This window comes from Streptomyces sp. NPDC028928 (genome assembly GCF_055564915.1).
In genome coordinates this window covers 255,709-281,120 of the sequence record NZ_JBVHVI010000010.1, presented here as the reverse complement: position 1 = coordinate 281,120, position 25,412 = coordinate 255,709, and the positions used below count along the sequence as shown (strand labels likewise).

Below are 25,412 nucleotides of genomic sequence, written 5' to 3'. Positions count from 1 at the left end.
CGGCGCGAGGGCGCCGGGTGCCGTTCCGGAGTCCGTCACCGTGTCCCCTCCTCGCCGCCCGCCCCACCGGGACCTCCGGCATGCCGACCCGGCCCCGCCCGGGCCACGGCGGATCGGGCGGAAACCGGCCGCCGGCCGGGCGTTGTCCGGCAGGATGCCGGTGGGGTGCCGCGGACCCGGGAGCCGGATCACGGGAACGGGCACCATGGCGGGGGAGGGGATGACACATGACTGAAGCCGGGACCGCGCCCGTGGCCCAGCGTGCCGCCGCCGCGCTCGCCCGCACCGACGGATTCTCCGTACCGGTCGAACCGGAGCGCCACACGGGGACACGGGGACCGGCGCTCGACGCCCTGACCGACGAACTGGAGGCGGTTCTCGCGCAGTTGACGGCCGTCGAGGGTGAGGAGGCGACGGCCGCCGCGGTGGCGGCCCGGCTCGGCCGGTGCCGGGCCGCGCGGTTCGTGCTGGAGGGTGATCCGGCCGACCGGGAGCGGGCGCTGGCCCTGCTGGAAGAGGCCCGGTCGTCGGCCTCGCTCGGCGAGGAGGAGCGGGAGGCCGCGTACCGGGGTCTCGTGGCGCTGGTCGGGTCACGGATGGTGCGGCTCAACCGCGAGGTGGCGAACGGGCCTTCGGACCAGTGGACCGTCGACCGGCTCATGTCGCTGGCCGCGCTCGGCACCCCGCTCGCCGAGGGCGGCTCGGGCATGGTGGAGGACAGCGCCCTGCTCGTCCGGCTGCTGCTGGAACACGAGCAGGCGAGGATGACGCCCCGGTTCCGGGACAACCTGCGGATCTTCGGCGAGATGACGGACGCCCTGCTGGCCGGTGACACCGGCACGCTCGTCCGCGGGGGCCGGCGGTTCGTGGACGCCGGGGCCGACGGATCGCTGCCGCCGTCGCTGGGCACCCTGCTGTCGCTGATGCTCGGCCAGATGGAGCGGACCCTCGCCACGCAGCCACCGCGGCCGGAGGAGACCCGCGAAGCGCCGGACGGCGAAACCGACGACTCCGCGGAGGAGGTCCGGCGCACCCTGACCCAGTTCCTGGCCATGGCCGAGGTGATGTCACCCGGCACCGTGGCGCCGCGGAACATGTCCGGACTCCTCGCCGAGCTGTCGGGACAGGGGACGGCGACCCCGGGGGAGGACGGCCGGACGCCCCTGCCGTCCCGGATGGTCGCCGCCCTCGTCCACGTCGCCCTCGCCATCCGCACCGGCGACATGGAGGGCTTCCGCGAGGCGCTCCGGCTGATGCACGAGGCGGCGGCGGCCGGGGAACTCGACAGCCGCACCCACAGCGACTGGCTCCGTACCGTCGTGCCCGGACTGCTGCTCTCGGCCGCCCTCACCGGCGGCAGCCTGCAGGACGAGGACATGGCCCGGGAGATGCTGGAGACCCTGCGGTGGGACGACGACTCCACGAGTGTCACCGCCGTCAACATGCGCCTGGTCGGCGAGGCCGTCCGGCTCCTCGTGCGGGTGACAGCCGCCCTGGACCGGGACGACGCCGGGGCGCTCGAAGACCTCGTCGACGAACTGTGCGAACTGGAACTGGACGACACCCACGACGGCGCCGAGGAATGGACCGGCGCGCTCACCGGCTTCGTCCTCGGCATCGCCTATCTGGGGCTCGTCGTGCTCGCCCCGGCGGCCGGCGACCGGACCGCGGACCTGCGCGCGGCCGTGCACCACCTCCAGCGGGCCGTGGAGACGTCGGTGGACATGCCCGTCCTGCGGAGCGCGCTCGACATCATGTGGGCCCCGCTGATCGCCCTGACGGCGATCGCCGAGTCGGACCCGGGCCGCATCGCCGAGGGCGTGCGGCGTGCCCGGGCAGCCCTGGACAGCGCCGACTTCTCCTACGAGCTGCGGCCGAGGGCGCGCGGCGGCATCGCGATCGCCCTGGACACCCTGCACCAGTTCACCGGCGACGCCGGGGCGCTGGACGAGGCGATCGCCGAGCTGACCCAGGCGCTGACCGAACTGCCCGACGGCGGGCCGGGCGGCGCCGGTCTCACCTGGGACCTGGCCGCGTTGCGCGCCAAGCGCGCCACCCTCCGCCCGGACGCGCCCGGCGCCGACGACGAACTGCGCGCCGCCGTCCGACTCGCCCGCACCTCCCTGCGGTTCTCCGCCGAGGACGTCCTGCTCCAGCAGGGCGTCGGCCGCGGCCTGCGCATCGCGCGCGCCGCGGCCGACCGGGGCCGCAGGGCCGCCTTCTGGGCGCTGCGCGCCGGGGACACCGAGGAGGCCATCGCGTGCCTGGAGGCGGGCCGGTCCCTGGTGCTCGGCGCGGCGGCCGTCTCGGCGGGCGTCGCCGAACGGCTCGCGGCCCTGGACGAGCGGGAACTGGCCGAACGCTGGCGTGCTGCCGCCGCAGACCCCGCCCGGGAGCGGGGCGCCGACCGCTCCCTGCTGGAACTCTCCGCCGACGTGGGCACCGGCACCCCCGACGACCTGCGGGGCCGCACCCTGCTGGAGGCGCTCGGCACCCCCGACCTCCCCGGTGACCTGCGCCGCCGTTCGCTGGACGTGCTGCGGGGGCAGGGCGGGACCGACGTACAGCCCCAGCTCGCCACCGTGAGCGACCTGCGCGCCGGGCTGCGGGCCACCGGGGCGGACGCGCTGCTGTACCTGGTGCCCGGCGTGGACGACCCGGACGGGGCCGTCCTCGTCGTCACCGCCGACGGCCCCGCCACGGCACTGCCCCTGCCGGGCCTCGCTCCGGACGGCCGCGGGCCGGTCGCGCGGTACCTGGCGGCCGGCGCGGACGGGCAGCGCCTGGAGGCCGCCGACGACGGCACCGGCAACCCCCCGGAACGGCAACGCGCCGTACGCCGCCGGCAGCAGGCCCTGGACGACCTGTGCGCCTGGGCCGGGGGGATCCTCGGCCCCGCGCTGGACGCCCTCGGGGTGTGGCACCGCGCCCTCGCGGAGGCCGGCTTCACGGACCCGCCGGCCGAAGCCCCCGACGCCGTACGCCTCGTCATCGTGCCCTGCGGTGACCTCGGTGTGGTGCCCTGGCAGGCGGCCGTCCTGGAGCCGCCCGGCGGATACGGCGTACCGGGTGCCGTACGGGCCTGCGAGGTCGCCGTCCTCACGTACGCCGCCTCCGGCCGGGAGTTCCTGCGCGCCGCCGGCCGTCGGCGCATGGCCCCCGCCGACCGGCCGGCGCTGGTGTTCCACGGCGCGGACGACCTGGCCTGGGCCGAGGAGGAGATCGACACCCTGGCCGCCGTCCACTACCGGCAGGCCGTCGTCCACCGCCCCGACGAGGACCCCGCCACCCCCGGGACGGTCCTGGACCTGCTCGGCGGCCGGGCCGCCGCCCCCGCCTCCCTCGTCCACCTGGCCTGTCACGGGCTCGCCGGTCCCGACCCCACCCGGTCCGCCCTGCGGCTGGCGGCACCGGACGGGGACGGCGAGCCGTCCGGCACCGGCGGGGACCTCACGCTGAGCGCCCTGCTGGAGACCCCCGCCGAGGGCGACGCCTTCCGCGCGGCCGGGCCGCTGGTCGTCTGCGGCGGCTGCGAGACGGACCTCACCACCCGCGACCACGACGAGGCCCTGACCCTCACCTCGGTCCTGGTGCACCGGCTGGCCGCCGACGCCATCGGCTCCCGCTGGAAGGTCGACGACATGCGGTCCGAACTCCTCATGCTCGTCCTGCACGACGCGCTCGACCGCGGCCTCGCCCCGCCGGACGCGTTGCGCGCCGCCCAGCGCTGGATGCTGACCCCGCCGGATGCCCGGCCACCCGTCCGCGCGCTGAAGGGCATCTCGGCCGCCTGGCGGCTCGCCGAGGACTTCCGCGACCGGCCCGACACCTGGGCCGCCTTCGTCCACCACGGCAACCCTGCCCCGGCGGCTCCCGCCCGGCGGCAGGAAGGAGAGGGCGCATGACGTCGGAGGAACTGCTCAGGCTCCTGGAGAGCCACTGGACCACCGTGGTCACCGGGCTGGACGACGACGACCTCGGCCAGGTCTCCGGCGCCCTGCGGGAGATGCGCGAGGAGACCGCGGCCGGCGATCCGGTGGCCGTCGCCCGTGCCGTACGCCGGCTGAAGCGCACGCTCGCCGCGCTGCCGCCCGACCACCCGGTGACCGAAGCGCTCGGCGGCCACCGCTACGCCCCGGCGACCCGGGAACTGCCCAGCCTCGGCACCATCGACGCCGTGATCAGCGTCCTCGGCACCCCGCCGCCCGACCCCGCCGAACTGCTGCGGACGGCCCGCCGGCGGCTCCTCGCCGCACCCGCGCTGACCGAGGCCCAGCGCGCCGAGCTGACCGAGGCCGAGGACACAGCGCCTCCCGATCCCGGGCTGATCCGGCTCCGCGACCCGGACCGCGGCATTCGCTACCCCCGCTTCCAGTTCCGGCCCGGCACGGCCGAACCGCTGCCCGTCGTCCGCCGGATCAACACCCTGCTCCGCGCGGACCGCGACCCCTGGGGCGCCGCCGACTGGTGGCTGGGCGGCAACGCGTGGCTGGGCGGTGTCCCCGCGGACCTGCTCGGCGTCCTGCCCGACGAGGCACTGGAACGCGCCGCCGCCGAACTGGTGGGGGCGGTCTGATGAGCGGTCAGATCCCGCCCCGGGGCGTCCCCATGGAGCCGGTGTGCCACTCCCTTCCGGCGGGCACGGTGCTGTGGCGGTGCCACGAGGAGCGGTTCGGGGCCGGCGAGTTCAACCCGAACGTCGCCCACGAGTTCTTCAAGGGCAGCCGCTTCGACCCCACCGAGAAGGACCCCTACCCCTACCTCTACGCCGCCCTCGACCCGGTCACCGCCCTGTCCGAAGTCCTGCTCAGATCGGTCGAGTTCGGCGACGCCGGGGTGCGCCTGATCCCCTGGGCGCAGGCGTCCCGGTACGTCCTCTCCGCGGTCCGCACCACGGCGGACCTCTCCCTGGTGGACCTCACCACCGCCGAGGGGCTGGCCGCCGTCTGGCAGGACGACTGGCTGATCGACACCGAGGAGTACGCGGGCACCCGGTACTGGGTGCGGGTGATCCGCGAGCGCTGCGCCGACGTGCAGGGCCTGTGGTGGACGTCCAAACGCTGCCGCCCGCGCCCGGCGCTCCAGCTGTTCCAGGACCGCTGCCCGGGCACGCCCCTCGACCCGCGACCGCGGGAATGCCTGCGGCTGGCGTCGGCGGACGACGTGCGCAAGGTCAACCGGCTGCTGGCACCGCTGCGCGCGGTCGTCTCCGTACCGGAGGACTGAGGACCGGCGCATACGGCCGCCCCGGTCCCCTCACGGGGGCCGGGGCGGTTTCCGGTTCCGGGGTGCCGCGGGCCTCAGAGGTCGCGCGGCGCCGGCAGCAGCGGCTCGGCCCGGGACAGGCGCATCACCGACTCGCTGACGGCGGTGTCGTTCGCGCCCTCCCGCACCCCGTCGAGATACTTCGCGGCGGCGGCCTCGTACAGCCCGCGGGTGCAGGCGATCTGCCTGCTCGCGGCGGACCGGCGGGCCTGCCGTCGGTCCTCGGCCGTCGTCTGCGCGGCCCGCGCCCGCTCGGTGTCGGCGATGCTCCTCTCGCGCTCCCGCTGCAGATCGGCACGCCGCTCGACCGCCGTCCGGTACGCGTCGAGGAACGGGTGTTCCCGGAACAGACCGAGCAGGAAGCCGACCCCGCCCGAGAGCAGCAGCAGCGCGCAGAACAGCCAGGTCACCGTCTGGCTCGTCAGGTGCAGCCGGTCCACCAGGGTGGCGGTGTCGGCGGACGAGCCGCCGAGCCCGCGGAAGCCCGAGGCCTCCCCGCCGACTTTCGCCGGCGTGTCGTGCTGCATCACGAACCTGGCGCGCAGCGTGCCGAGCACCCAGGTCAGTCCGCCCCACACCCCGAGCAGCGACAGGGCCGGGAGCCAGCCGCTGCGCGGCGATCCGGTCGCCGCGCGCCATCGCAGCATGTGTCCCGCCAGGTGCGGCAGGATCAGCATGAGGACGGCCGAGGAGACGGCGAGCGTCCCGGACAGCGCGTCCCCGCCCGTGCTGCCGACCCCGTGGAAGGGCTGGTAGGCGACCCAGTAGACCGGTACCTCGACGGCCATGATGACGAGCAGCAGGACCAGGGTCAGCCAGCGGGGCAGACCGGGGCGGGTCGCCAGCCCCTCCCAGCCCTCGCCCGAGCCCATGTCGTCGGTCTTCCGCCGTGCGGCGCGGTACTCCTCCCGCAGCGCGGCGCGCGAGGTGTCGTCCGGGGCGGTGCCCGCCGTGGACACCGTCTGCCAGTCGTCGCCCGCGTCCGCGCTCTCCGCCTTGCCGTCCGGCTGCCCGGTTCCGTCGTCCGGCTGCCCGGTCCCGTGGTCCGGAAGGCCGGGGTCCGCCGCGGCCGGGGTGCGGCCGGCCGGCCGCCCGGGGGCGTCCCGGAACTGTTCGCGGAGCCAGCGTTCCTCCACCCCCTCGCGCAGCCGGTCCCGGAAGCGGATCCAGCGCGAGGAGCGGAGCGCGAGCAGGTTGAGCTGGCTCTTGGCCTCCTGGATGGCCTGGTCGGCCTCGCGCAGCCGCTCGTCCAGCAGCCGGGTCTCGGCCTGGCCCGCCGTCACGTCGGACTCCGCCTGGGCGTCCTGGAGCCGTGCCCTCTCCTCCGCCCGGTTCAGGTTCTCCTCGATCCGGTGGATCACGGCGTCCCGCAGCGAGGCCAGCTCGGCGAAGTAGGGCAGCCGGTCGCCGCCGTTGAGCACCCACGGGTCCAGCGTCTGCTTCCTGCCGTCCTTCCTGCCCCTCTTGCCGGCCTCGGCGAGCAGCCGCTTGTCGGTCCTGTTCTCGGGAACCGCGGGCCGGCCGGCGGGGAATCCACCGGTGACCGGGCCGGGCAGGGGCCCCGTGGTCTGCTGTGTGCTCCGCCCCGGGAACGGCACATGGCGGCCCGCCCTCCGGCGGCGCGGCCGGGGGGTGTCAGCGCTTGTACTGGTTGTCGACATGGGCCTTGGCCCTCCCTTCGAGTGCTTCCGTCCAGAAGGACTCGAAGTCGTCGGCCCTGCTGGGTTTCGCCGAGTACTGCATGCCGAGCCCCACGGGGAAGACCTCCATCCCCTTGATGCCGGGCAGCCCCCGCTTCCGTACGAGCGTGTCGATGACCTTCGCCCGCCTGGCCTTGGAGGTGAGGTCCTGGCGGGACAGGTGGAACTCCGGGTCGGCCTGGTCGAAGTCGCTCACCACGAGCACCTTCGGGGTCCCGCCGTCCTCGGGGACGGTCTCCCCGATGCGGGCCAGCGCCCCCCACACGTCCGAACCGTTCTGCCCGCGGGCGCACTTCAGCTCCGCGAGCGCGGCGACGGCGGCGTTGCGCTGGGCGTTCGCCCGCTGCACCTTCTGGTCGGTGTTCGCGTCGTGCGGCGGGTCGAGGTCCACCTGGCCCTGGCGGCAGGAGGAGCTGCGGGAGGAACGGGTGACGGGTGCGAAGTCCACGGTTCCGCACTTCTGGTCGGTGAGGAACTCGACGAGGCTGTCCTCGAGTTTGGCCTTCGAGTCGAATCCCTCTTTCACCGCGGCGGCCGAACCCGAACCGTCGACCACCACCCCGCAGGGCGTGGTGAGGGCTTCCTCCTGCTTGGTGCAGGACACGAGCGCGGAGAGCGCGCACATCAGCGGGACGACGAGGGCGAGCCGGCGGGCGGCGCGGGCGGGGGACCGGCGAGTGGTCCGGGCCGAGTGATGCACGATGACGGTCCTTGGCCTTCCTGGGAGCGGGAGACGGGGAGCGGGGTACCGGGGAGCGGAGTGCGCGGAGCGGACGGCGGGCGGCCGGGGGGCGCTCATCGCCCGCGGGCGCCGCTCGTGGCGTCGGTGCCGGGCACCGCCTGGTGGTCGAGGATGTGCAGGGCCTGGGCGACGGCCGACGGGTCGGCGTTGCGTCCGATGCCCTCCGGGGCGTACCAGCGGTCGCTGAGCAGGCTGTCGTCCAGGTTGGCCCAGGTGTGGTCCAGCTTGATCTCCCCGGGCAGCCAGCCCAGCGGCCGTGGCCCGCTGACCTGGCCGTCGTCCCGGGCGCGGGTCCAGGCGGCGTCCCAGTAGCAGGCGATCAACTGGTTCGCCTCGTCCGCGAGTTGCTGGGCCTGCTGTCGGCAGACGGCGGCGGCCGAGCGCCACTTTGCGACCCTCTGCCCGTACCGGGCGAGCGCGGCCGGCGCCGGATCCCTGCGCACGGTGTACTGGGTCACCACCCGCACCGACTCGGCCTGGATCCGGACGTACAGGTCGCGGTGCGCGGCCAGGGTGCGGGAGCGCAGCCGTGCGCTGCCGCGCCGCACCTGCGCGCGCAGCCCCAGGATGTACGGCGGCAGGCTGTCGTCGGCCGGTGTGTGTTCCGCCGTCTGCGTCAGGAAATTCCGCAGACCGGCCGCGTCCCGGCGACCGTGGAAACGGGCGCGTACCGACGAGAGGCGTCCGGCTTTCAGCCGTCGAACCCGGACATTTATTCGAGCTTTGTTGATCATTTCGAAGAGCCCCCATTCGTCGCGGGCGGTCCGGGTGGGAAGGCGCCGCGATGGGGAGAGAGTAGCGGAGCAAAACCCCTAGCGGGGCACGCGATTTGAGAGGAACCGATCATTCTTTGTGGGATTCCGGAAAACAACCGGATCCCGCCCGGCGGAGAGCCGGATCGCGGCCTTCCGGCAATTGCGGCCGGCCCTCGGCGCACTGGATACTCCAAGCCGGTGCGAGGAGGAGATGCCGTGGAATTACGCCTCGACGGGACGCACTACCCGTTGGAAACACTGGGCCCCGGAAAACGGCTCGGCGTCTGGTTCCAGGGCTGCTCGCTGGCCTGCCCCGGATGCATGTCCCGGCACACCTGGGACCCGGAGGCGGGGACTCCCGCCACGGTCTCCGAGGTGCTCGCGCTGTGGCGGCGGGCCCTCGCCGACGGGGCGGACGGCCTCACGGTCAGCGGCGGTGAGCCCCTGGAGCAGCCGGCGGCGCTCGCGGAACTCCTCGCCGGTGCGGCCCGCCTGCGGGACGGGGCCCGGCGCCGCGAGGGGAGTGCCGGGCCCCACCCCGCCGACCTGCTGGTGTACACGGGGTACGAACCCGGGGAACTGACGCCCGAGCGGCGGTCCGCTCTCGGCGGCGCGGACGCCGTGATCACCGGCCGGTTCCGGGTCGCGGAGCCCACCCGGCTGGCCTGGCGCGGCTCGGCCAACCAGCGGATCGTCCCGCTGACCCCGCTCGGCACCGCCCGCTACGCCCCGTACCTGACCCGGCAGGCACCGGGCCCACGGCTCCAGATCGGCCCCGCCGGCAGTGGGCGGCTGCGGTTCTACGGCGTCCCGCTGCGCGGCGAACTCACAGCACTGGAGCGGCGGTTGAGGCAGCGCGGGGTCGGTCTCACGGAGCGGAGCTGGCGCCCGTGAGCAGTCTGGCGTGGCTCTCCTCCGGCGTGACCATCAGCACCGACCAGGACGGGTCCCGGCGCAGCTCCGCCCGGATCGCCTCGAGCAGCCGGCGGGCCACCGTCTCGACGGGCAGGCCGCCCCGGCCGGCACCGAGCAGCGGAAAGCAGATCGAGGACATCGGCAGAGAGAGGAACTCGCTCTCGTGGCGGGCAAGTTCGAAGGACGTACGCACCACCTCGCCCAGCACGGCGGGCGACACGTGGTAGCGGTCGCCGCCGCCGACCGGGGTGGCGATCGCCGCGTGGTGGATGCGCCGCACCCCCTGGGCGGCCAGGGCGCCGGACGAGGTGGCGACCACCGTGCCCGGCCGCACGGGCCTGCCCGACCGCCCGTGCGTCCGCAGCCACACGCCCAGTTCCCGGGAGAGGACGTCGTCCACGACCTCGCCCGAGGCGTCCCGGAGGGCGGCGGCCCGGCGCAGCGCGCCGGACACCGTGGGGCGGAAGGTCTTGGACATCTCCAGATAGGTGTTCTCCGAGGAGACCAGGATGTCCACGTCCCGCACCTCCTCGATCGGGCAGACCCGGACGGTGATCCGGCCCGCCGGCGCCGCCGCGGCGGTGACCGGCCGGACGGCCGGGCGCCGGGCCGGGAACCCGCCGGCGACCGGAGCCGCGTGCACGGGCGGTGCCGCGTGCACGGGCGGCGCCGTGGCTGCCGGAGTCGTCAACTCCGGTACGGGATCGGTCGGTTGGCGCAGGGCCGTCTCCCGGGCGATGGCCAGGACCGCCGCCGCCAGTTCGGCGACGACATCGTGCTCCTGGCTCTTGCGGAACCGTTCGGTGGTCACGCCGTAGACGGCCGCCGCGGCCTTGCGCCGGTCGGTGCCGGGAACCCCGCGGCGCGCGGCGAAGATCCCGAACGAGTGGGCGGCGGCACGGGCCAGCGGGTCGCTGGAGTCGTCGTCCCGCACCGGGCGCCCGCCGGCCAGCCGCCGCACCGCAGCGCCCAGCAACTCCTCGATACCGGTCTGCTCGTCGTCCGGCCCGGTGCACAGGCCGGCCGCCGTGGCGGCCTCGCGCAGCGCGTCCCGGGTGCAGTGGCGCAACCCGGGCAGGCCGCGGCGCCTGACTTCCCTGAGTTCGGCGACGAGGCTTTCGTGCGTGGGCAGGGGGCACATGATGCGCATGGTAGCCCCGGCCGGGCATACGCTGAAGATCCGGGAAACTCCCCTTCACCCGACGGGAATCGGGATATCTTCATCGTCCTGCGGCCCGCGCCTCGGGCCCGCTCGCTCCGCATTGTGGCCCCCCGGTTCACTCAGCGCGTTCCCCGGAAGGCCGGTAGATGACGACCACGCCGCCCACCCGATTCGTCGACCCCGCCGACGGTGGTTTCACCAATGCGCGGATCATCGAGACCCGCCCGGTACGCGCCGACGTCCCGCCCGCACTCGCCGACCGTTTCCTGCTCGTCGCCGTGCTCTCCGAGGCGCGCCGGCCCGCCGAGGCGGTCGTCCTGCGCGTCCGTGACCTGACGGCACGTCACGGACCGGCGGAGATACCGCTGGTCCTCAAGTGGTACCACCGGCTGCACGCCCCGGACCCGGACGTCGAGCAGGAGCTGCGGGAGCTGGGCGCGCACCCGACCCCCCATCTGGAACGGCTCCTGGAGACCGGCGACGCCCACGGACACCCCTGGCAGCTGTACTGGTCGCACGGCGAGGAGACACTGGAGAAGTACCACGAGGACCACCCGGACGGCCTGCCCCCCGACGCCGTGCACGCGGTGGTGGGCCAGCTCTGCGACGCCGTCACCGCCCTGCACGAACGGGGCGTCGTCCACCGGGACATCACGCCCGACAACATCATGGTGCAGACGCGCCGCGGCGACACCGCCGACCTCGTCCTCGTGGACTTCGGCGCCGCCGTCCACCGGCCCGAGGAGGCGCTGGAGCCCCGGACCGACTGGCGCGGCAAGCCCCTCTATCTCGCACCGGAGGCCGGACTGCTCCGGCAGACCGTCTCCGAGGCCGGCGACTGGTGGTCGCTCGGCATGGTCACCGCCCAACTCGCCCTCGGCAGGCACCCCATCGAGTTCCGCCGGGACGAGGACGTGCTCGCGGAGATCGCCACGCACGATCCCGACGTCAGCGGCATCACGCACCGGCGGACCCGCCTGCTCTGCGAGGGCCTGCTCACCCGGGCGCCCGAGCAGCGCTGGCAGGCGGCACAGGTGCGGGACTGGCTGGACGGCAAGGACCCCGACGTCGCCCCGCGCACCGACGGGCGGATCTTCCCCGACGACCCCACGCGCCCCGCGGTGCAGCCCTTCCCGTTCATGGGCCAGGAGTTCACCGGCACCGAGCATCTCGCCGTCCACCTGGACCAGAACCACGTGTCGGCGGCGCGCTTGCTGGCCGACGACGAGGACCGGGCCCGACTGGTCGAGTGGCTGGGCCAGTTCGAGACCGTCGGCGGCCGCAGCCGCGGGGAACTGGACCGGCTCCGCCGACTGCGGCAGGACCTGGCACAGCCACCGCCCGTCGGGGTCGTCGTGGACCTGCTGAACTGGCTCGGCCCCGGCCTGGACGTCACCTGGCACGGAGCACCCCTGGACGCGCAGGGCATGCGCCGGCTCTGCCAGAGCGCCCGGGACGGACACGCCGACGCGGTGACACTGGTCCGGTACCTGGCGGACCACCCCGAGGTGCTCACCGGGCTCGCCCAGCGGCCCGGCGGCCACGGACTCGACCAGACCGCCGTCGCCTGGCGCGTCCTGCGCGACCGGTGGGAGCCCACCGTCCAGGAGCTGAGGCGCGACCGCAGGGACCGCGCCGACCTCAGACGCACCGTGGCCGTGGACGCCTGGCTGCTGCAACTGGCGCGCGAACCGGAACGCACCAGGGAACAGCTCACCCGCCTGCTGCTGCGGCTGCGCGCCGAACTCCCGGCGCGCGTCCCCTGGTTCGACGCGCTGCTGTCCGCCCAGGACGACGACGTACGCCTCGTCGTCGCCCTGCTGCTCACCGGCCGGGCGCGGAGGGACGCGCAGGCACTCAGCGACCGGCGGCTCGAAGAGGAGCACGCCCGGCTGCTGGCGGCCGACCAGGACGGACTCATCGCCGTACTGCGCCGGATGGACCGCCTGCCCACCCTGGGCTGGGCACTGCTCGGCGCCGTCGTCGTCACCGCCCCCTGGACCTTCGTCATCGGCCTCGCGGACGTGCTCGGCCGCGCCTCCCAGGAGGCGGTCGTCACCGCCTGGCTGGAGGCGCTGCCCGCCGCCGCGTTCGTCTTCGTGGTCGAGATGTGGACCGCCGTGTACATCGGCCCGCCCTTCTACCATCCCAGCCGGTCGCTGGCGGGCCTGCTGATCCGCAGCTCGGAGCGGCCCGGCAGGCTGGCCCGCACCCGGCTGGGGCGCTGGGCGGGGGCGGCGCTGCTCGTCCTCGCCGGCTTCGCCGGGTTCTACGCGGTCGCCGTGGCCCCGTGGCTGTGGCCGCTCGCCTCGGCCGCCGCCGTCGCCGTCTGGAGCGTCCGCCGCGGCTGGGCCTGGCGGCGGCTGCGCAGCGAGCGCCGGGCCCGGCGGGAGGCCCGCCGCCACGGCCGGCGGTGGCGGCCCGGACCCGACGGACAGCCCGGGGCCCGGCTCCCCCTCCGGGACCGGTGCCGCCGGCCGGCGCGGACGGTTCGCGGGTGGGCCGGGGAGCGGTGGCGCCGGGTACAGCAGGCGGCCGGGGGCTGGGGCGGTAGCCGGCTGCGGCAGGCGGCTCGCGGGCAGGCAGCTCGCGGGCGGGCCGGGAGCGGGTCACGGCGGCCGGGGCAGGCGGTCGGTGGCCGGTCCGGCGGCCGGTGGCGGCGGCTGCGGCAGGCGGCTCGCGCGCGGGCCGGGAGCGGGTGGCGGCGGGTACGGCGGGTGGTCCGCCGGCGGGCCGGGACGACGACCGACACGACAGGAGAGCAGACATGAGTTCGGGTCTCGCCTTGCCCGCGATCCAGACGATCGAGCCCGCGGTGTACTTCCCGCCGCCCCCGCCGCCCCTCGACCCGCAGGCGCTGCCGCACACCGGCATGCTGCACCTGCACGACGCGGCCGGCCAGGCCTCCGCGCACCTCACCGACGCGGCCGGGCACGCGGTCCACCAGGCCGCGGACGCCGCGCTCCAGGTGCTCGGCTCGCTCAGCGGCGTCCTGCTCGTGGGGCGGGCCGCCCTGCTCGGCACCCGTCTCCTCGCCGCGGCGGCGGTACGGGCCGCGGAGGAGCAGCGCTGTCTGGAGCGGCAGCAGCAGCTGGCCGCCACGGCCGCGGAGCAGTGGGAGGCCGCCGCGTTCGCCGCCGCCCGGCTCAACGCCCGCAGGACCGCCCTGCTGGCCCGCGTGGCACGGGCCGCCGCCGCGCACGGCGGTCCGCCCGGGTCCCCGCCGGCCCCCGACCTGCCCCCGCCGCTCACGCCCGTCGGGGAACGGCTCGGCGAACTCCGGCAGGAACTGGCCCGCGCCGAGGAGGCCCTGCGCCGCGCGGAGGAACGCCAGGCCGCGTGGGAACAGCAACGGCTCGCCGCCCTGCTCCGGCTCGACGAGGAGCGGGACGACGACTGGCAGAGCGCCCTGCGCGAGAGCCGGCAGCGCGCACTGCGACGGTTCTCCGCCGAGCGCACCGCCGACGCCGAGGCCCGCCAGATGCCCCGGCAGACCGCCCCCGGCCGTACCTCCGGCGCACTCGACCCCGAAGAGGTCCGCCGTACCGGCGCGGACATCCTCGGCGAGCTGGACCCGTACGCGGCCGCCGAGACCGCCGAACTCGCCGCGGGCGCCGTCCGGGACGCCGTACGCCGGGCCGCCGGCGACCCGCGCCGGGCCCGCATCCACCTCACCGAGGCCCGCAAGTTCGTCCGGGACGCCAACCGGCAGGCACAGCAGACCCGGGAGGCCCAGGAAGCCGCCGCCCTGCACTACGAGTTCCTCGGCTACGAGACCCCGGAGGGCGCCGAGGACCTCGCCCCGGCACCGGACGCCCTGGAGCTGCTCCGCCGGACCCTGGACGAGGGCACCCCGCTGACCCCGGCCGAACGGGACCTGGTCGAACGCCGGGTGGAGGAACGGCAGCGCGCCCTGGAGGCGATCTACATCCGGGAGCAGTGCGCGGGCGCCGTCGCCGAGCTGGCCAGGCGCTTCGGCGGCCAGGCCGGGGCGGGACGGCCCGAGGGCCAGGAGATCCGCCTCGACTGGACACCGGCCGGCTGGGAGCCCGGCCACTGGCTGCGGGCGACCCTGGTCGACGGCCGCCTCCGCGTGGCGACCATGTACCGGGGCGGCCCCGGGGAGCGGACGGCCGAGCAGCGCGCCCTGGACGACGCCCGCTGCGCCCAGACCCGGGAGCGGCTCGCCGAGTTCGAGGAGATCACCGGCGCGCTCGGCCTGGACCTCGAATTCAAGGTCGAACGCACCGAGGGGGCACTGTCGGGCGTGCTGGGGGAGGACGCCGTGGTGCTCGACGAGCCGGCCGTCACCCGTCGCGACGATCGCCGGGACGACCGCGCGGACACCGTCCGGCACCGGACGGTCGACGGCGGCGGACGCCGCTGAGTACGGCGAGCGGGCACCGCTGAGTAGGCGAGCGGGCACCGTTGAGTACGGCGAGCGGGCGCCGCCACGCCTGGTGAACGCCGCTGAGAGGACCGCACCATCCATGGCCGGCGCGCGGCCCCGAACAGCGCGCATCGGGGAGGAACGATGGACCTGTCCAAGGACGACCGGCTCCCGCCCTTCGTGGAGGAGCTGACCGGAACGCTGGGGGTGCACGCGCAGTACGTCCTGCACGGCAACATCCGTGATCTGCACCTCGTGCGCCGTCGCGGCCGGGACCGGTTCTACTCGCTGCACGACGTGCTGTGGAACCCGTTGCGGACGATGGGCTACGAGGCTCTGGTGCTGTGCGACCAGGTGACCGGCTTCCAGGTGGCGGACGTTGGCGAGAGCGGGGCCCGGGCCGCCGCCGCCGTGGACGAACTGCTGCACGGGCCACGGGAGTTCCCCGGGCAGACGGCGGCACAGCGCCAGGCCGTGCTGGAGCAGTTGCGGAACATCACCAACGGATGGGAGCGCCGGCGCGACGGCCGCCGGCTGTCACCGCTCAGGGTCGCCCTGGTGATCGACCACGCCTCCCGCCTCCTCACCGACCCGTCCCGGCTGACCCCCGAGGAACGGGACTTCTTCCTCGCCTGCCTCAAGCTCGCCGACGAGGCCGAGCCGTTGCCGCCCCGGAAGGGCCCCGGTGTCGTACCGAAGGGACCGGGCCTGTTCAACCCGGTGATCTGGCTCGCCGAGGGGGAGCGGGACGTGCCCGGCTGGCTGATCGCCGGCAGTGAGCGGATCCGCGCGGTCGCCGTGCCGGAGCCGGACGCGGACGAACGCGGCACGATGGCCCGTCTCCTCCACGAGCGGTACGAGCGCTACGCCGGCCACGGCAGCCGCGACGGCTCCGCCGCACCCGACGGTGTGAACGCCGGTAAGAACACAGGCGTGAACGCCGGCGTGAACACCGGCACGGGAACCGGTGTGGACGCCGAGGAGACGGCGCGCGCGGTCGGCGCCTTCGCCCGGGCGGCCTCCGGACTGAGCCTGCGGTCCATGGAGGAGAGCGTGCGGCTCGCCCGGTCCCGCGGTCTGCCGTTCGCCGCCATGCCGGACGCCGTACGGATCTACCGGCTGGGCGTGGAGAAGAACCCGTGGAGCCGTGACGAGATCCGGCAGCGCATCCTCCGCGGCGAGGACCCGCGCAACGAGCGGTCCATCCCCAACCGGGTGCTGGGCCAGGAGGCGGCCGTGGCGATGACCCTGGACATCCTCAAGCGCGCCGCGCTGGGGCTGTCCGGCGCACAGGCCACCAGCCCCGGACACCGGCCGCGCGGTGTGCTGTTCTTCGCCGGCCCCACCGGAACCGGCAAGACCGAACTGGCCAAGGCCGTGGCCTCCGTCCTCTTCGACAGCGACCAGGCCTATCTCCGCTTCGACATGAGCGAGTTCTCCGCCGCGCACTCCGCCGACCGGCTCGTCGGCGCACCCCCGGGCTACGTCGGTTACGAGGCGGGCGGCGAACTGACCTCCGCCGTACGGGAGAACCCGTTCCGCGTCATCCTCTTCGACGAGATCGAGAAGGCCGACAAGGGCATCCTGGACAAGTTCCTCCAGGTCCTGGAGGACGGCAGGCTCACCGACGGGCAGGGCGTCACCACCTACTTCAGCGAGTGCGTGCTCATCTTCACCTCCAACCTCGGCGTGCAGCGCACCGACCGGGAGACCGGGGAACGCGAGTGGATCGTGGAACCCGGCACGCCCTACAAGGAGTTGGAGGCCACGGTCCGGGACAACGTCAAGAAGCACTTCGAACAGGTCATCGGGCGCCCGGAGTTGATGAACCGGATCGGCGGCAACGTCGTCGTCTTCGACTTCATCTCCGACCACGTCGCCGAGCAGATCTTCGACCTCCAGGTCCGCAACATCCAGCGCCAGCTGGCCCAGGGGCACCAGCTCGTCCTCCGGATCGAGGACAAGGCCCGGCGCGAGCTGCTGGAGTACTGCACGCGGGACAAGTGGAACGGCGGCCGTGGCATCGGCATGGTGCTGGAGACCCATCTGATCAACCCACTGGCCCGGGAACTGTTCGCCGCGCCCGACCTCGGGCCGGGTACCACGGTGGTGGTGACGGACGTCCGGGAGGCCGACAGCGGCCGGGTGGACACGCGGGTGGTCCTGAAGAAGGGAGACGCCGGTGGCGGGGGTACGCGACTGGGATGACGACGACGACTGGGGTGGGGACGACTGGGGTGGCGACGACTCGGGTGCCGAGGACCACGCCGACGACGGAATGCCGGACGACGACGGGGCCGACGCCGACCGGGGTCACGAGGCCCCGGCAGGCGACCCCCCGGCAGGCGACCCCCTGGCAGGCCCCGCCGACGACGCCCGGGCCGGCGACGACGGGGACGAGGGCGACGACGGGGACGAGGGCGACGACTGGGGCAGGGTCGGCCGCTCCCGCCTCCTCCCGCGCCCCGCGTCCGCCCCGTCCGTCGGTGAGCGGTGCCGGGACTGCGCGGCGGTCGTCCCCGCCGGTACGGCCGTGTGCCCCGCGTGTCTGACCCCGGTCGGCGCACCCCGGCGGGAGACCGGTACGGGCCGGCGGCCGGAGCGACTGGCGGGCGGTGCGCTGCGGCTGGTGTTCCGGGCCGGCGGCCGGCACCTGGACGTGCCGCGCGGCACGGAACTCCGGCTGGGCCGCAGCAGCAGCTGGGCTCCCGAGGCGTCGGCGCTCCTGGCCGACGAGGAGACCGTGTCGGGCCGGCACGCGACCGTCCTGCACACCGCGGACGGGGCGGCCTGGGTGACCGAGGTCGCGCAGGGCGCCACCAACGGCACCCGCCTCAACGACCGCGTGCTGGTGCCGGACCGGGCCGAGCGGCTGCGCAACGGCGACCGGATCGAACTGGGTCCCCGGGTCGGCTTCGTGGTCCGCGGCGTCGAGGACGAGCCCGCCGGGCCGGACGGCTGAGCACTGCCGACCAGCTGAGCGCCGCCGTACGGGCTCAGGCCTGGGCACCGCCGTACGGACTCAGCCCTGGCCGCCGCCCAGCGCGGCCACCGCGGACTTCGCTGCCTTGATGGCCCCCTTGTTGATCTCGTCCGTGTCGGGGGCCTTCTTGGTCTCGAAGTCGCTGCCGTTGTAGGTGACGATGACGAGGGCGTTGGCGACGCGGACCATCACCACGCCCTCACGGGTCTGCTGTTTGTCCTCCGTGGTGAGGTTCACGACGGAGTAGGCGCTGTCCCCGAGCCCCGGCACGACCCCGCCGCCGCTCTTCTCGGCGACCCGCTGCTCGTACTCCTTCTTCGCCTCCTGCTCCGACTCGCCGATCTCGAACGACACGTCGAGCCAGCGGTAGTCGTAGCCCTGGAGGGCGTTCCAGGAACAGGTCCGGCGCAGCTCCGTGTCGGTGGACGGGATCTCCTTGCCGGCCGTCTTCGCGCCCGGCACCAGCGACTTGACGGTGGCCACGGGCACCGCGGCGCAGGGGGAGGGCGCGGTCGAGTACGTCTTCGCCGCCCCGGAGGACGACGGGGCCGCGGAGGAGGACTCGGACTCGGCAGGCGCCTCCTGGGCCGTCTGGTGCCCGGCGGCGGCCGGCGGTGCGGCCGGCCCGGACGACAGCGCCCAGCCGGCGCAGGCGAGCACCGCGACCGGCGACAGACGCGCGGTGAGAGCGAGCGGCAGAGGAAGGGAACGCACGACGCACTTCTCGTGGGGGAGGGGGTGCGGAGGGGTCCGCATGGTGGACGGGGACGACAGTGTCACATGACTGCCTGTGGGGCGGAAGTGCCAACGCGCTGCGTACCCGGCCGGTCACGACGGCCTGCGCCCGGTGTCCGGCTTTGCCCTTTATCTCCCGCACGGGTGCCCGCCGTTCGCCGTCTACGGCACCCTCGCCGTCCACTCCGGAGAGGTGAACTTGGTGCGCGCCAGCTCCTGCGCGCGGGTCACTTCCGCGTCGGTCACCTTGCCCTGTGCCAGGCCGTAGCGCGCGCGGAAGGACTCGATCATCCGGTCGATGACGGCCTCCCGGGGCAGTCCCGTCTGCCGCCGCAGCGGATCGACCCGCTTCTTCGCGCTCCTGGTCCCCTTGTCGGACAGCTTCTCCCGCCCGATGCGCAGCACCTCGACCATTTTGTCCGCGTCGATGTCGTACGACATGGTCACGTGGTGCAGCACCGCGCCCGGGCCGCCGTCCGGTCCGACGATCCGCTTCTGTGCCGCGCCCGCGATCTTGCCCTGGTCCGTGGCGATGTCGTTCAGCGGCTGATACCAGGCCCGGATGCCCATGTCACCGAGGGCGCCCAGCACCCAGTCGTCCAGGTAGGCGTAGCTGTCCTGGAAGGACAGGCCCTGGACGAGCGACTCGGGCACCGACAGCGAGTAGGTGATCGTGTTGCCCGGCTCCACGAACATCGCGCCGCCCCCGGAGATCCGCCGCACCACCTCGATGCCGTGCCGTGCGGCGCCCTCCGCGTCCACCTCGTTGCGCAGCGACTGGAAGCTGCCGATGATCACCGCCGGGGCGCCCCACTCCCACACCCTCAGCGTCGGGGGCCGCCGGCCGGCGGCCACCTCGGCGGTCAGCACTTCGTCCAGCGCCATGTGCAGGGCCGGGGGCTGCGCGGCTTCGTGGATCAGCTGCCAGTCGTAGTCCGTCCAGTCCGTGGCGTGCGCGAGCGCCCGGCGCACCGCGATGCCGACGCCGTCCGCGGTCAGGCCGTACATCACCGTCCCCTCGGGCAGCGCCGCGTCGATCCGCGCGGCCAGCCCCGCCGCGTCGGTGTCCGCGGGGGCACCCTCCAGCGCGAGGTTCACCGCGTCCAGCGCCTCGTCCGGCTCCAGGAAGAAGTCCCCCGCCACGCGCACCCGCCGCAGCACGCCGTCCTCGACGTCCACGTCCACGACGACGAGCTTGCCGCCGGGCACCTTGTACTCACCGTGCACTTCCCGAGCCTCCGTTCCTGCCGCACGAGATCAACGCCCGCGCCGGCCGGGGTGTTCCCGGACCTCCCGGGGAGGTCTCGCCGGACGACGAAACTCCGGAAGACGCTCGGAATCGTTTCTGGTCGCCACCTTTTCTCTCCTGCCGGATGGGGCCCATCCTCGGATCAAGGTCCACCGATGAACCCAACCACCGAGGTCGCAGATGCACTTCACGACGCGCCCCACCCTGCAAGGCACCTTCGGCATGGTGTCCTCCACCCACTGGCTCGCCTCCCAGTCGGCGATGGCGGTCCTGGAGGACGGCGGCAACGCCTTCGATGCGGCCGTGGCCGGCGCCTTCGTGCTGCACGTCGTGGAGCCGCACCTCAACGGACCGGCCGGCGAGGTGCCGATCCTGCTCGCCCCGGCGGGCGGCGAGGTGCGGGTGCTCTGCGGGCAGGGCGTGGCCCCGGCGGGCGCCACGCCGGCCCACTACCGCGGGCTCGGGCTGGACCTCGTACCGGGCACCGGACCGCTCGCCGCCGCCGTGCCCGGCGCCTTCGACGCCTGGCTGCTGCTCCTGCGCGACCACGGCACCAAGTCCCTGCACGACGTGCTGAAGTACGCCATCGGGTACGCCGAACACGGGCACGCGCCCGTGGAGAACGTCGGCCTGACCGTGGAGAGCGTACGGCGGCTGTTCGAGACCGAGTGGACCACCTCGGCCGAGGTGTACCTGCCGGGCGGCAGGGCACCCCGCCCCGGCACCCTGCTGCGCAACCCCGCCCTCGCCGCCACCTGGAAGCGGCTGCTGGCCGAGACCGCCCGCGCGCGGGGGCGGGAGGCCCGGATCGACGCGGCGCGCGAGGTGTGGCGCTCCGGCTTCATCGCCGAGGCCCTGGTACGGCAGTCCCGGCGGCCCACCATGGACACCAGCGGCGAGCGGCACACCGGCACGCTCACCGAGGCCGACCTCGCCGGCTGGTCGGCGACCTACGAGACCCCGGCGACGTACGACTGGAACGGCTGGACCGTGTGCAAGGCCGGCCCCTGGAGCCAGGGCCCCGTCCTGCTCCAGCAGCTCGCCCTGCTCCCGCCCGAGCTGCCCGCCTACGGCTCCGCCGACTACGTCCACCTGCTGATCGAGGGCTGCAAGCTCGCCATGGCCGACCGTGAGGCCTGGTACGGCGACGCCGCCGAGGTGCCCCTCGCGGACCTGCTGTCGGACGACTACAACGCCGTACGACGGTCCCTCGTCGGCGAGAAGGCCGACCACGAGCTGCGCCCCGGCAGCCCCGGCGGACGCGTCCCGCGGCTGCCCGCGCTCGCCCACGCGCGCGTGCCGGCCGCCGGCGCCCCCGGCTTCGACCCGATGGGCGCCGGCGAGCCGACCGTCGCCAGGCCGACCGGCGAGCCGAAGGTCGCCGCCGACGGCACGACCCGCGGCGACACCTGCCACCTGGACGTCGTCGACCGCTGGGGCAACATGATCGCGGCCACGCCCAGCGGCGGCTGGCTCCAGTCCAACCCCGTCGTCCCCGAGCTGGGCTTCCCGCTCGGCACCCGCCTGCAGATGACCTGGCTGGAGGAGGGCCTGCCGGGCTCGCTCACCCCCGGCCGCCGGCCCCGCACCACCCTCACCCCGTCCCTCGCGCTGCGCGACGGCGTGCCCGTCATGGCGTTCGGCACGCCCGGCGGCGACCAGCAGGACCAGTGGCAGCTGCACTTCTTCCTGGCCGCCGCCCTGCGCGCCCCCGTCCGCGGCGGCCTCGACCTCCAGGGCGCCATCGACGCCCCCAACTGGCACAACGACAGCTTCCCCAGCTCCTTCCACCCGCGCGGCCGCCGCCCCGGCAGCGTGACCCTGGAGTCCCGCACCGACCCCGCGGTGATCGAGGAACTGCGGCGGCGCGGCCACGACGTCACCGTCGGCCCCGCCTGGTCCGAGGGCCGGTTGTGCGTGGTGGCCCGCGACCCGGAGACCGGCGTCCTGTCGGCGGCCGCCAACCCGCGCGGGATGCAGGGCTACGCGGTGGGCCGCTGACAGCGGTGCCGTGCCCCGGCCGCCGGCCGTGCCGGCCCTGCGCCCGCCGGTCGACGGTCGTGCCGGCCTCGCGCTTGTCCGTGCGGTGGCGGGAGGGGCCATGCGCTTGTCCGTGCGGTGGCGGGACCGGCCCCACGGCTGCCCGGTCGACGGTCGTGCCGGCCTCGCGCCTGCCCGTGCGGTGGCGGGAGGGGCCCTGCGCTTGTCCGTGCGGTGGCGGGACCGGCCCCACGGCTGCCCGGTCGACGGTCGTGCCGGCCTCGCGCCTGCCCGTGCGGCGGCGGAGAGGCCCTGCGCCTGCCCGGTCGACGGTCGTGCAGGCTCCCCGCCTGCCCGTACGCCGGCGGGGGCGGCCCCGCGACGCCCGTACGTCGGTAGGATCGGCCCGCGCGGCACCCTTCGCCGGCAGCACCCCCCTGGCCCCCCTACCCCCGCTGTCGCGACCGCTCCTCGCCCGACGGCCCGACCGGGCCTCGCCCGGCGACGGCGCCGCCGCCCCCGCTCTTCACCCCGATTCCACCCCGCGTCCACCGGCCGGGGGCGGGGATTGTCAGTGGGGCGTGCTCTCATGGGGGGCATGATCGAAGAGACGGAAACCATCGAGGAGTTTCTCGCCCGCTGCTCGGCCGACGTGGAGGAGGCGGTCCGCAAGGCCGCCGAGGCCGAGATACTGCCCCGCTTCCGCCGCCTCGCCGCACACGAGGTGGACCAGAAGAGCGGCCCGCACGACCTGGTGACGGACGCCGACCGCCTCGCCGAGCTGCGGCTCACCGAGGACCTCGGCTCGCTGCTGCCCGGCTCGGTCGTCGTCGGCGAGGAAGCGGTGCACGCCGACCCGGCGGTCTACGAGGCACTCCAGGGCGACACCCCGGTCTGGATCGTCGACCCGGTGGACGGCACCCGCCAGTTCGTGCACGGCGACGACGGCTTCTGCACCCTGGTGGCACTCGTGCACCGGGGTGTCGTGATCGCCTCCTGGACCTACGCGGCGGCGCGCGACCAGCTCGCCACCGCCGTCCGCGGACAGGGCGCCTTCCTCGACGGGCAGCGGCTGTTCGCCGGCCCGCCCGCCCCCGGCCGGGACCTCGTCGTCGCCACCTCCCACCCGGACTACACCACCGACGAGCAGAAACACGCGCTGCTCCCCCTGTGGACCGACGGCCTCGCCCCGCGCCCCTGCGGCTCTGCGGGCCTGGAGTACCTCGCCGTCGCCCGGGGCGAGCTGGACGCCGTGGCGTTCTCCTGGGAGGCGGCCTGGGACCACGCGGCCGGTCTGCTCCTGGTCGAGGAGGCGGGCGGCGCGCACCTCACCCTGAGCGGCGAGCCGTTCCGCGTCACCGGAGGCAACGCCCTGCCGTTCACCGCCGCCCGGGACGAAGCCACCGCCCGGCGGGTCGCCGGCCTGCTGCGCACGGCGTCCTGACCCCCGGGTGCCACCCGGGCCGGGGGAGTGTCGGTCCCCCGGCATATCCTGATCTCGAATGGCCGTCGGCTGACGAAGGGGTCCGAAGGTGCCGTCGATGCTCGATGCGGTCGTGGTGGGTGCGGGACCGAACGGACTGACCGCAGCCGTGGAGCTGGCCCGCCGCGGCTTCTCCGTGGCCCTGTTCGAGGCGAAGCCCACCGTGGGCGGTGGCGCCCGCACCGAGGAGCTGACCCTGCCCGGCTTCCGGCACGACCCGTGCTCGGCCGCGCACCCCCTCGGTATCAACTCCCCGGCGTTCCGCGCGATGCCCCTCGACCGGTACGGCCTGGAATGGCTGCACGCCCCGCTCCCCATGGCCCATCCGTTCCTGGACGGCACCGCGGCCGTGCTGTCCCGCTCGGTGGCCGAGACCGCCGCCTCGTTCGGACCGCGCGACGCGGGCCCGTACCGCAGACTGGTCGAGCCGCTCCTCGCCCGCTGGGACACCCTCGTCCGGGACTTCATGTCCCTGCCGCTGACCGCGCTCCCGCGCGACCCCGTCACCCTGGCCCGCTTCGGCCTGGCCGGTCTCCCGCCGTCCACCTGGCTGATGCACCGCTTCAAGGAGGAGCGGTTCAAGGCCCTGTTCGCCGGCCTGGTCGCCCATGTGATGGCACCGTTGGGCGGCCTGGCCACCAGCGCCATCGGACTGGTCTTCGCCCTGTCCGCCCACGCCCGCGGCTGGCCGGTGCCCCGCGGCGGCTCCCAGGCCATCTCCGACGCTCTCGCCGCCTACCTGACCGACCTCGGCGGCGCCGTGCACACCGACTACGAGGTCAAGCGGCTGGACGACCTGCCGCCCGCACGCGCGTACGTCTTCGACACCTCGCCCGCCGCGCTCGCCCGCATCGCCGGCTTCGGCGACTACTACGCGAACTACCGCTACGGCCCCAGCGTCTTCAAGATCGACTACGCGCTGGACGGCCCGGTGCCGTGGACCGCGCCCGAGGCCCGCACTGCCGGCACCGTGCAGATCGGCGCGAGCAAGGCCGAGATCGGCACCGCCCTGCGCGCCGCCTCCCGGGAGGGCCGCGCCCCCGACAAGCCGTTCATGATCACCGTGCAGCCCAGCGTGGCCGACCCCGGTCGCGCCCCCGAGGGCAAGCACGTCTTCTGGGCCTACGGCCATGTCCCCAACGGCTGGTCGGGCGACCTCACCGAGGCCATAGAACGCCAGCTGGAGCGCTTCGCCCCCGGCTTCCGCGACCGCGTGCTCGCCCGTGCCACCGCGGGGCCCGCCGAGATGGCCGCCCGCAACGCCAACTACGTCGGCGGTGACATCGCCTGCGGCGCGGCCTCCGGACTCCAGCTGCTGCTGCGCCCCAAACTGTCCCTGTTCCCGTACCACACCCCCCACCCGGCCGTCTTCATCTGCTCCTCGGCCACCCCGCCCGGCCCCGGTGTGCACGGCATGTCGGGCCACAACGCGGCCAAGGCCGTCTGGCGCAGGCTGAGGCAGACATGACCACCATCACCCTGGTCCAGGGCGACATCACCCGGCAGCACGCCGACGCCATCGTCAACGCGGCCAACTCCTCCCTCCTCGGCGGCGGAGGCGTGGACGGCGCGATCCACCGGCGCGGCGGCCCCGCCATCCTGGAGGAGTGCCGCGCCCTGCGCGCCTCCCGCTACGGCAAGGGCCTGCCCACCGGCCAGGCGGTCGCCACCACGGCGGGCGAACTGGACGCCCGCTGGGTGATCCACACCGTGGGCCCCGTCTACCAGGACTCGGGCAGTGATCCCGCCCTGCTCGCCTCCTGCTACCGGGAGTCGCTCCGCGTGGCCGACGAGCTGGGTGCCCGGACGGTCGCCTTCCCGGCGATCTCCACCGGCGTGTACCGGTGGCCGATGGACGACGCGGCTCGTATCGCGGTGGAGACGGTGAGGAACGCGCCGACGGCCGTGGAGGAGGTCCGGTTCGTGCTGTTCGACGACCGTGCGTACGACGCGTTCGCCCGGCAGACCGGCTGACGCACGCCACGGTCCGCCCGGCCGCCACGCCTCACCCGAACGGCGTAGCACCCGATGCGCCCGGCCGCTGCCCGGCCGA

General features: G+C 74.8%; 18 protein-coding genes. 12 read left to right on the top strand and 6 right to left on the bottom strand.

Annotation, left to right across the window (positions count from 1 at the left end; translation table 11 throughout):
- Nucleotides 1-227 precede the first annotated feature (227 nt).
- The 3 genes from ACZ4U1_RS24905 to ACZ4U1_RS24895 are packed head-to-tail and all read left to right on the top strand — an operon-like array spanning nt 228 to nt 5,226.
- Nucleotides 228-3,905 carry a CHAT domain-containing protein gene (locus ACZ4U1_RS24905; RefSeq protein WP_467906056.1) on the top strand — a complete coding sequence of 1,226 codons (3,678 nt, stop codon included), beginning with the start codon at nt 228-230 and terminating at the stop codon, nt 3,903-3,905.
- The gene (locus ACZ4U1_RS24900; protein ID WP_467906055.1) at nt 3,902-4,576 is read left to right on the top strand and encodes a hypothetical protein; all 675 of its coding nucleotides are present in this window, start codon (nt 3,902-3,904) and stop codon (nt 4,574-4,576) included. The genes ACZ4U1_RS24905 and ACZ4U1_RS24900 overlap by 4 nt, the downstream gene beginning before the upstream one ends.
- Nucleotides 4,576-5,226 carry an RES family NAD+ phosphorylase gene (locus ACZ4U1_RS24895; protein ID WP_467906053.1) on the top strand — a complete coding sequence of 217 codons (651 nt, stop codon included), beginning with the start codon at nt 4,576-4,578 and terminating at the stop codon, nt 5,224-5,226. Before ACZ4U1_RS24900 ends, ACZ4U1_RS24895 begins: the two co-directional genes overlap by 1 nt.
- Nucleotides 5,227-5,300: 74 nt before the next feature.
- Here ACZ4U1_RS24895 and ACZ4U1_RS24890 read toward each other — a convergent pair whose 3' ends face one another.
- From ACZ4U1_RS24890 to ACZ4U1_RS24880, 3 genes are all read right to left on the bottom strand, one after another.
- A complete protein-coding gene (locus ACZ4U1_RS24890; RefSeq protein WP_467906052.1) occupies nt 5,301-6,863 on the bottom strand; it encodes an MFS transporter in 1,563 nt (520 codons plus the stop codon).
- A 37-nt stretch (nt 6,864-6,900) separates the two neighbouring features.
- Nucleotides 6,901-7,665 carry a hypothetical protein gene (locus ACZ4U1_RS24885; protein ID WP_467906050.1) on the bottom strand — a complete coding sequence of 255 codons (765 nt, stop codon included), beginning with the start codon at nt 7,663-7,665 and terminating at the stop codon, nt 6,901-6,903.
- A 95-nt stretch (nt 7,666-7,760) separates the two neighbouring features.
- Nucleotides 7,761-8,441 carry a hypothetical protein gene (locus ACZ4U1_RS24880; RefSeq protein WP_467906048.1) on the bottom strand — a complete coding sequence of 227 codons (681 nt, stop codon included), beginning with the start codon at nt 8,439-8,441 and terminating at the stop codon, nt 7,761-7,763.
- A gap of 237 nt (nt 8,442-8,678) precedes the next feature.
- Between ACZ4U1_RS24880 and ACZ4U1_RS24875 the strand changes: the two genes are divergently transcribed.
- Complete coding sequence (locus tag ACZ4U1_RS24875) at nt 8,679-9,356, top strand: 4Fe-4S single cluster domain-containing protein (protein ID WP_467906047.1); 678 nt, start codon at nt 8,679-8,681, stop codon at nt 9,354-9,356.
- Here ACZ4U1_RS24875 and ACZ4U1_RS24870 read toward each other — a convergent pair.
- The gene (locus ACZ4U1_RS24870; RefSeq protein ID WP_467906045.1) at nt 9,331-10,518 is read right to left on the bottom strand and encodes a macro domain-containing protein; all 1,188 of its coding nucleotides are present in this window, start codon (nt 10,516-10,518) and stop codon (nt 9,331-9,333) included. The two genes, ACZ4U1_RS24875 and ACZ4U1_RS24870, sit on opposite strands and share 26 nt — an antisense overlap.
- 167 nt (nt 10,519-10,685) lie before the next feature.
- On the opposite strand from ACZ4U1_RS24870, the gene ACZ4U1_RS24865 reads away from it, so the two are divergent.
- The 4 genes from ACZ4U1_RS24865 to ACZ4U1_RS24850 all read left to right on the top strand — a co-directional run bounded on the left by ACZ4U1_RS24865 (nt 10,686) and on the right by ACZ4U1_RS24850 (nt 17,891).
- Entirely contained in the window at nt 10,686-13,310 is a 2,625-nt protein-coding gene (locus tag ACZ4U1_RS24865) for a serine/threonine protein kinase (RefSeq protein WP_467906044.1), read from the top strand.
- Nucleotides 13,307-14,926, top strand: coding sequence for a hypothetical protein (locus tag ACZ4U1_RS24860; RefSeq protein WP_467906042.1), 1,620 nt, complete (start codon nt 13,307-13,309; stop codon nt 14,924-14,926). The genes ACZ4U1_RS24865 and ACZ4U1_RS24860 overlap by 4 nt, the downstream gene beginning before the upstream one ends.
- Nucleotides 14,927-15,073: 147 nt before the next feature.
- Nucleotides 15,074-17,137 carry an AAA family ATPase gene (locus tag ACZ4U1_RS24855; RefSeq protein ID WP_467906040.1) on the top strand — a complete coding sequence of 688 codons (2,064 nt, stop codon included), beginning with the start codon at nt 15,074-15,076 and terminating at the stop codon, nt 17,135-17,137.
- Nucleotides 17,112-17,891, top strand: coding sequence for an FHA domain-containing protein (locus ACZ4U1_RS24850; protein ID WP_467906038.1), 780 nt, complete (start codon nt 17,112-17,114; stop codon nt 17,889-17,891). Before ACZ4U1_RS24855 ends, ACZ4U1_RS24850 begins: the two co-directional genes overlap by 26 nt.
- A gap of 60 nt (nt 17,892-17,951) precedes the next feature.
- Here the strand turns inward: ACZ4U1_RS24850 and ACZ4U1_RS24845 are convergent, their stop codons facing one another.
- Nucleotides 17,952-18,626, bottom strand: a complete 675-nt coding sequence (locus ACZ4U1_RS24845) for a hypothetical protein (RefSeq protein ID WP_467906037.1) — start codon at nt 18,624-18,626, stop codon at nt 17,952-17,954.
- Between the two features lie 183 nt (nt 18,627-18,809).
- Nucleotides 18,810-19,874: a lipoate--protein ligase family protein gene (locus tag ACZ4U1_RS24840; protein ID WP_467906035.1), complete on the bottom strand. Its 1,065-nt coding sequence runs from the start codon at nt 19,872-19,874 to the stop codon at nt 18,810-18,812.
- A 202-nt stretch (nt 19,875-20,076) separates the two neighbouring features.
- Between ACZ4U1_RS24840 and ACZ4U1_RS24835 the strand changes: the two genes are divergently transcribed.
- The 4 genes from ACZ4U1_RS24835 to ACZ4U1_RS24820 all read left to right on the top strand — a co-directional run bounded on the left by ACZ4U1_RS24835 (nt 20,077) and on the right by ACZ4U1_RS24820 (nt 25,333).
- Nucleotides 20,077-21,897 (top strand): gamma-glutamyltransferase family protein, encoded by a 1,821-nt coding sequence (locus tag ACZ4U1_RS24835; RefSeq protein WP_467906034.1) that lies wholly within the window; start codon nt 20,077-20,079, stop codon nt 21,895-21,897.
- 577 nt (nt 21,898-22,474) lie between these two features.
- Nucleotides 22,475-23,320: an inositol monophosphatase family protein gene (locus ACZ4U1_RS24830; RefSeq protein ID WP_467906032.1), complete on the top strand. Its 846-nt coding sequence runs from the start codon at nt 22,475-22,477 to the stop codon at nt 23,318-23,320.
- An 88-nt stretch (nt 23,321-23,408) separates the two neighbouring features.
- Entirely contained in the window at nt 23,409-24,827 is a 1,419-nt protein-coding gene (locus ACZ4U1_RS24825; RefSeq protein WP_467906031.1) for a phytoene desaturase family protein, read from the top strand.
- Nucleotides 24,824-25,333 carry an O-acetyl-ADP-ribose deacetylase gene (locus ACZ4U1_RS24820; protein ID WP_467906029.1) on the top strand — a complete coding sequence of 170 codons (510 nt, stop codon included), beginning with the start codon at nt 24,824-24,826 and terminating at the stop codon, nt 25,331-25,333. The genes ACZ4U1_RS24825 and ACZ4U1_RS24820 overlap by 4 nt, the downstream gene beginning before the upstream one ends.
- Nucleotides 25,334-25,412 lie beyond the last annotated feature (79 nt).